Source organism: Hymenobacter agri, assembly GCF_054778495.1.
The window spans coordinates 1-5101 of the sequence record NZ_BAAGZM010000297.1 but is presented as its reverse complement, the minus strand read 5'-3'; the positions used below and the strand labels follow the sequence as shown (position 1 = coordinate 5101).

The 5101-nt window shown below is 60.6% G+C and carries 5 protein-coding genes; 3 read left to right on the top strand and 2 right to left on the bottom strand.

The genetic code is table 11. The features are described from left to right. Together ACYVDE_RS14110 and ACYVDE_RS14105 are read left to right on the top strand one after the other, a co-directional pair. A partial coding sequence (locus ACYVDE_RS14110) for an ABC transporter permease (protein WP_460502183.1) occupies positions 1–832 on the top strand: 832 nt, incomplete at its 5' end. Positions 833–954: 122 nt separating this feature from the next. Next, entirely contained in the window at positions 955–1797 is an 843-nt protein-coding gene (locus tag ACYVDE_RS14105) for an ABC transporter permease (protein WP_460502182.1), read from the top strand. A gap of 869 nt (positions 1798–2666) precedes the next feature. Here ACYVDE_RS14105 and ACYVDE_RS14100 read toward each other — a convergent pair. Both ACYVDE_RS14100 and ACYVDE_RS14095 read right to left on the bottom strand, forming a co-directional pair. Continuing rightward, positions 2667–3593 carry an SDR family oxidoreductase gene (locus ACYVDE_RS14100; protein ID WP_460502181.1) on the bottom strand — a complete coding sequence of 309 codons (927 nt, stop codon included), beginning with the start codon at positions 3591–3593 and terminating at the stop codon, positions 2667–2669. A gap of 30 nt (positions 3594–3623) precedes the next feature. After that, positions 3624–4274 carry a peptidylprolyl isomerase gene (locus ACYVDE_RS14095; RefSeq protein ID WP_460502180.1) on the bottom strand — a complete coding sequence of 217 codons (651 nt, stop codon included), beginning with the start codon at positions 4272–4274 and terminating at the stop codon, positions 3624–3626. Between the two features lie 130 nt (positions 4275–4404). On the opposite strand from ACYVDE_RS14095, the gene ACYVDE_RS14090 reads away from it, so the two are divergent. Then, positions 4405–5058 carry a DUF2238 domain-containing protein gene (locus ACYVDE_RS14090; RefSeq protein WP_460502179.1) on the top strand — a complete coding sequence of 218 codons (654 nt, stop codon included), beginning with the start codon at positions 4405–4407 and terminating at the stop codon, positions 5056–5058. Positions 5059–5101 lie beyond the last annotated feature (43 nt).

The following is a 5101-nucleotide window of genomic DNA, read 5'->3' as shown; positions in this document are numbered from 1 at the left end:
ACGGCGCCGCCTGGGCCTCGACCGGCCACTTTTCTACGTTGGGCGCTCGGCCCGCGGGGCCTGGCAATGGCGCGGGTGGCACAACCAATATCATCGCTGGCTACTGGCCTTGCTCCGCGGCGACCTGGGCCGCTCATTTCGCTCGGGTGCGCCGGTGGGGCAGCAGCTGCGTCAGGCTCTCGCCTTCACTTTGCCGGTAACGGGCGCCGCCGCGGTGCTGGCGGCACTCATTGCCGTGGCGTTGGCAACCTGGCTGGCCGCTACCCCCCGCTGGCAGCCACCGGTGCGCGCAGTGTTGATAGGCTGGCACGCGGTTCCGCTGTTTTTGTCGGCCCTGGGCCTGCTACTGCTGTTCGCTAATCCTGAAATGCTCAACTGGTTTCCCGCCGATGGATTCGTGCCCGATGCAGACCTCCTCCCGCAGTTGGTGCTGCCCATTGCCGCGCTGGTGCTGGCAGCGGTGCCCGAGCTCACGCTGCAGCTCGAAGCGGCGCTGGCACATGAGCTCACACAGCCCTACATCCTGACGGCTCGCGCCAAAGGACTGCCGACCGCGGCAGTAGTGCGCCACCACGCCCTGCGCAACGCATTGCTGCCAACCCTGGCCCAGTTGGCCGAGTTGCTGCCCGCGATGGTGGCGGGCGCGGTAGTGGTAGAAGCCATTTTTGCGCTGCCCGGCACGGGCCGCCTGCTGGCCGAAGCCGCGGCTTCCCGCGATTATCCCCTGCTTATTGGGGGTGTTTTGCTGGTGGGCACTACTCGCTTGCTTTCGTTGCTGCTGGCCGATTTAAGCTATTCATGGGCCAACCCACGCATTCGATGGAGCGCCTGACATCAATTTTCAGCTTTTTCAAGGCTTTGAGCCGGGGGAAGCAACTGGCCGTACTGTGGCTATGCCTAGTAGCGCTGCTTGCCGTTGCAACTCCGCTTTTACCCCTGCCTTTCTCTCCCGGCGTGCCCGACCTGGCCCACGTGGCGGCGCCGCCGGCCGCTATCAGCCAACACTGGCTGGGTACCGACGCCCGCGGCGGCGATGTTCTCAGCGGCGTGCTTTTCGGCACCCGCACGGCAATGCTGCTCACGCTGCCAGCCGCTCTGTTGGCGGCTTCGCTGGGTGCACTGCTGGGTGGCGCCGCTGGTTTCTGGGGCAATCATCTGCGCATCGGACTACCTTGGCTTGGCTTGGCCGGCTTTCTGCTGGCGTGGGGGATGGGGTATCTGCTGGCGGGCGCAGCTATTGGGGCTGGGGCGCTGGCGGTACACTGGCTCGGGCGCCGACGCCCACGATTTGCCGTGCTGCCGCTCGACTCATTGGTGCTGGCCGCCGCCAGCGGCCTCGATACCGTACCGCGGCTGGTATTGGTATTGGGCCTGACGGCGACGAGTGGCTTGACTTTGGAAGGGCTGGGTATGGTACTGGGGCTTACCTCCTGGGCAGGGGCAGCTCGTTTGGTACGAGCGCGCATGCTGGCCATACAAGCCACTGCTTTTGTCGAAGCGGCGCGGGCCAGCGGCCTCTCGCCTGCCCGGGTGTGGTGGCGCCATGCACTGCCCCACGCACTGCAACCGCTTCAAACCGCTTTTCCGCTTAGCCTGGCTGGGTTACTGGCCCTCGAAAGCACACTCTCGTTTTTAGGAGTAGGGCTACCTCCGGAAGTGCCTAGCTGGGGTCAGCAGCTTGCTACGGCTCGCCAACAGCCCCAGGCGTGGTGGGCACTCCTGTTTCCGGCTGCAGCACTTTTTTTAACGATGCTATCCGCAAACACCTTATCCAGCAAAAATGCGCTATCCGCGTAGGGTTGTCAGTTCCAGCCTCAGCTGTTGGGCCGCCCTACCAACTATTTCCGAGAGCTATACACCAAGGCGCGCCCGCTACTCCATTACCTGAGTACGCCCTCATCACGGCCATTGCATGCTTCTACTCCAATTGTAGCTACGCCGCGCATCATTGCAATCAGCAATAGCTTACATCGGACTGCTCATGTCACGATTATTCGCTTTTGTGAGTAAGTAGCGAAGTAGTAAAAACACACGGCTTAAATTTAAATAATTACAAAACAGCTAGTTAATGAATTTAGTAAAATTTACAAAATTGTGAAAATATAATCTTTAATACATTTTTTATTTATTTTTTAATTTAAACCAATGTCTGAAATAACCCCAAACTGTCCTTTTTATCTCCTGACAGCGCCGGTAATATTGTATAACCATATCAGCCGCCCCTGCTCAACGTCTAGCTGGTAGGTCGTTTGAACTGCTATTGTTATGTATCTGCTAGTATATCCTTCCCTGACAACCTCGCCCCAGGCTAAAAGCTTGTCACATTCGGCGCGGCAGGCTGCCGTTGGCGTCGACTTTGTAACGCCCGACGGCACCATTGTGCCGCGTGCGGCAGGCGAAGCGGCCCTACTTGGCCACACGGCCGTGTTGATTGGAGGATTATTGGTAGGCTACTGGTCCTGATTTTTTGGTCTCGCGGAACTGTACCGACAGCTCCACAAACACACTCCTTCACTTTCTACGCTACTGCATCTGGTATATTATACAGCTACCCTCATTTAGTATCTACCGTTACGCAACGCTTTTTTCTACCCTTGCCGATTATTTCGGCTTGTCTGAAACCCGCCGTCTACCCCGGCGGGTTTTCCTTTTATAGCTGTTGATGTTCAGCCCACGGCGGCATTAGCGGAAACGTCGTCACTTTGCTGGCTAACCAAGGCAATGCCTTCGGCCAGCGAATGCGGCTGGTAACCCAGCTCACGCCGGGCTTTCTCAATCCGAAAACCTGTGCGGGCCGGCCGGCGAGCGGGCTGCGTGAAGGTGCTGGCATCGACACGCTCAATGAGCGAGGCATCGAGATTAAAGTGGGCGGCTACGCGCAGGGCCAGGTCATACGGCGTCAAAAACTCATCACCGCTGAGGTGGTAGATGCCCTGGGCCGACTGCTGCGCCAGCAGCCAGCAGCCTTCGGCCAGGTCTTCGGCCAGGGTGGGCGTGCGCCACTGGTCGGCCACCACTTTGATGGGCTTACCGGCGCGCAGCGAGTCGCGCACCCAGAGCACTAGGTTGGTACGGCCGTAGTTGTGGGCCACGCCGTACACCAGCACGGTGCGGGCAATGGCCCAGCGGCCAAGGCTGGCCTGCACCAGGTGCTCGGCAGCCACCTTGCTTTCGCCGTAGAAATTGACCGGGGCCGGCACGGCATCTTCGGCCAGCGGCCCGGCGTCGCCGCCGAACACAAAATCGGTGCTGAGGTGGGTGAGGTGCACGTCGAGAGCGGCGCAGGCGGCGGCCAGGTGCTGCACGGCACTCACGTTGTGCTGCCAGCACGTGGCGCGGTGCAGCTCGCACTCGTCGGCGTTGGTCATGGCCGCGGTGTGAATGACGTGCGTGGGCCGCTCGTGGGCCAGCACTTGCTGCACCTGGAGGGCGTCGCTCACGTCGAGCACAACGAAACGCACATCGGGGTACTGAGCAGCCAGCTTGTTGGGGCCGCGCGAGGTGGCCACCAGCTCCACGCCGGGCTTCTGGTGCAGGCGCGCTACCAGCTTCTGGCCCAGCAGGCCGTTAGAACCAGTGAGCAGAACTTTCATACTCCCGCAATCGTCGTGTTAGCCAGTGGGCTACTCATACTTATAGCCGTAGAGCTGGGTAATTTTCTTCCGCTTCAGCTTTTCTACTTTCATGGTCATCTTGGCGTCGACGGTGGGATGGTCACGGCCATCTTTGGGCAGCTTAGCGATTTTGTCGATGACATCGAGGCCCTGAATAACCTGCCCGAACACGGTGTATTGGCCATCGAGGAAGTGCGCGCCGCCGTGGTTCTCGACCAGGTAGAACTGGCTGATACTGCTGGGCGTGCCGGCCGGGCCGCCCATACGGGCCGCGGCCACGGCCCCATACTCGTGCTTGTGGCCGGGGCCGAGCTCGGCCGGCACGGTGCCTTCATTGGCGCGGCCGAGGCCGTCGTTGGTGGGGTCGGCATCTTTGGAATTGATGTCGCCGCCCTGAATCATGAAGTTGTCGATGATACGGTGGAAGCTGGTGCCATCGTAGAAGCCGCTCTTGGCTTTTTGCAGGAAGTTGGCTTTGTGAAGCGGGGTATCATCGAACAACACGAGGCGGATAACGCCCTGTGCTGTAGTGATGGTAACGACCTCATCTTTCTTGCTTTTGCGTGGGCGCTTGCCGGGTTTGCCGGCGGCCAAGGCGGGGCCGGCCAGCCATAGTATGGCCACCAGACAGAAGAAAGCACGGTGAATTTTTAGAGTCATGAGCACGAAAAGGAGCGGGTGAACAACAAAAATACGTGCCTCCGGCTTCGGGGCGCAACCCGGCCCCAATAGCAGCCAACGTGCGGGCCGGTTGGTGCGTATGGCGACACGCATACATTCAATTTCACTAATGCTCGCTTCCCCTACTCTTTCTGCGCCCGTCCAGCAGGCCTCCACCGGCCACTGGTTCCCGAAGCTGCTGCTGGCGGCCTACGTACTGCTGTTTGCCGTGTGCGCCATCAATCCGGCTGAGCGCGGCACCTGGGTGGCCGAGAACCTACCCATCGTGGCCATTGCCGCTACCCTGACGGTGCTCTACGCGCGCGGCGTGCGGTTCTCGAATCTGGCTTATGCGCTGATGAGCGTACTGCTGTTCATGCACACCATCGGCGGGTATTACACCTTCGAGAAAGTACCGTTCGACTGGTTCAACAACCTGTTCGGCTTCAAGCGCAACATGTACGACCGGGTGGCGCATTTCTCGGTGGGCTTCTACGCCTACGCCATCATCGAATTCACCGACCAGCGCGGCATCATCCGCAACCGGACGGTTTCGTACCTGTTCCCACTGTTTGCTATTGCCACCGTGGCCATGGCCTACGAAATCATCGAGTGGATTTACGCCGTGCAGGCCGGTGGCTCGGCCGGAGCGGCCTTCCTGGGCAGCCAAGGCGACATCTGGGACGCGCAAAAAGACATGCTGGCCGACACCAGCGGGGCCGTGGTGGCGCTGCTGCTTTACGCGCTGGTCGGCCGCGGCCCCAGCCAAGCTAACCGCGACTAGCCCCGGTGCTCGCGGATGCTGGCCAGGATTGCGCGTCCGCCGC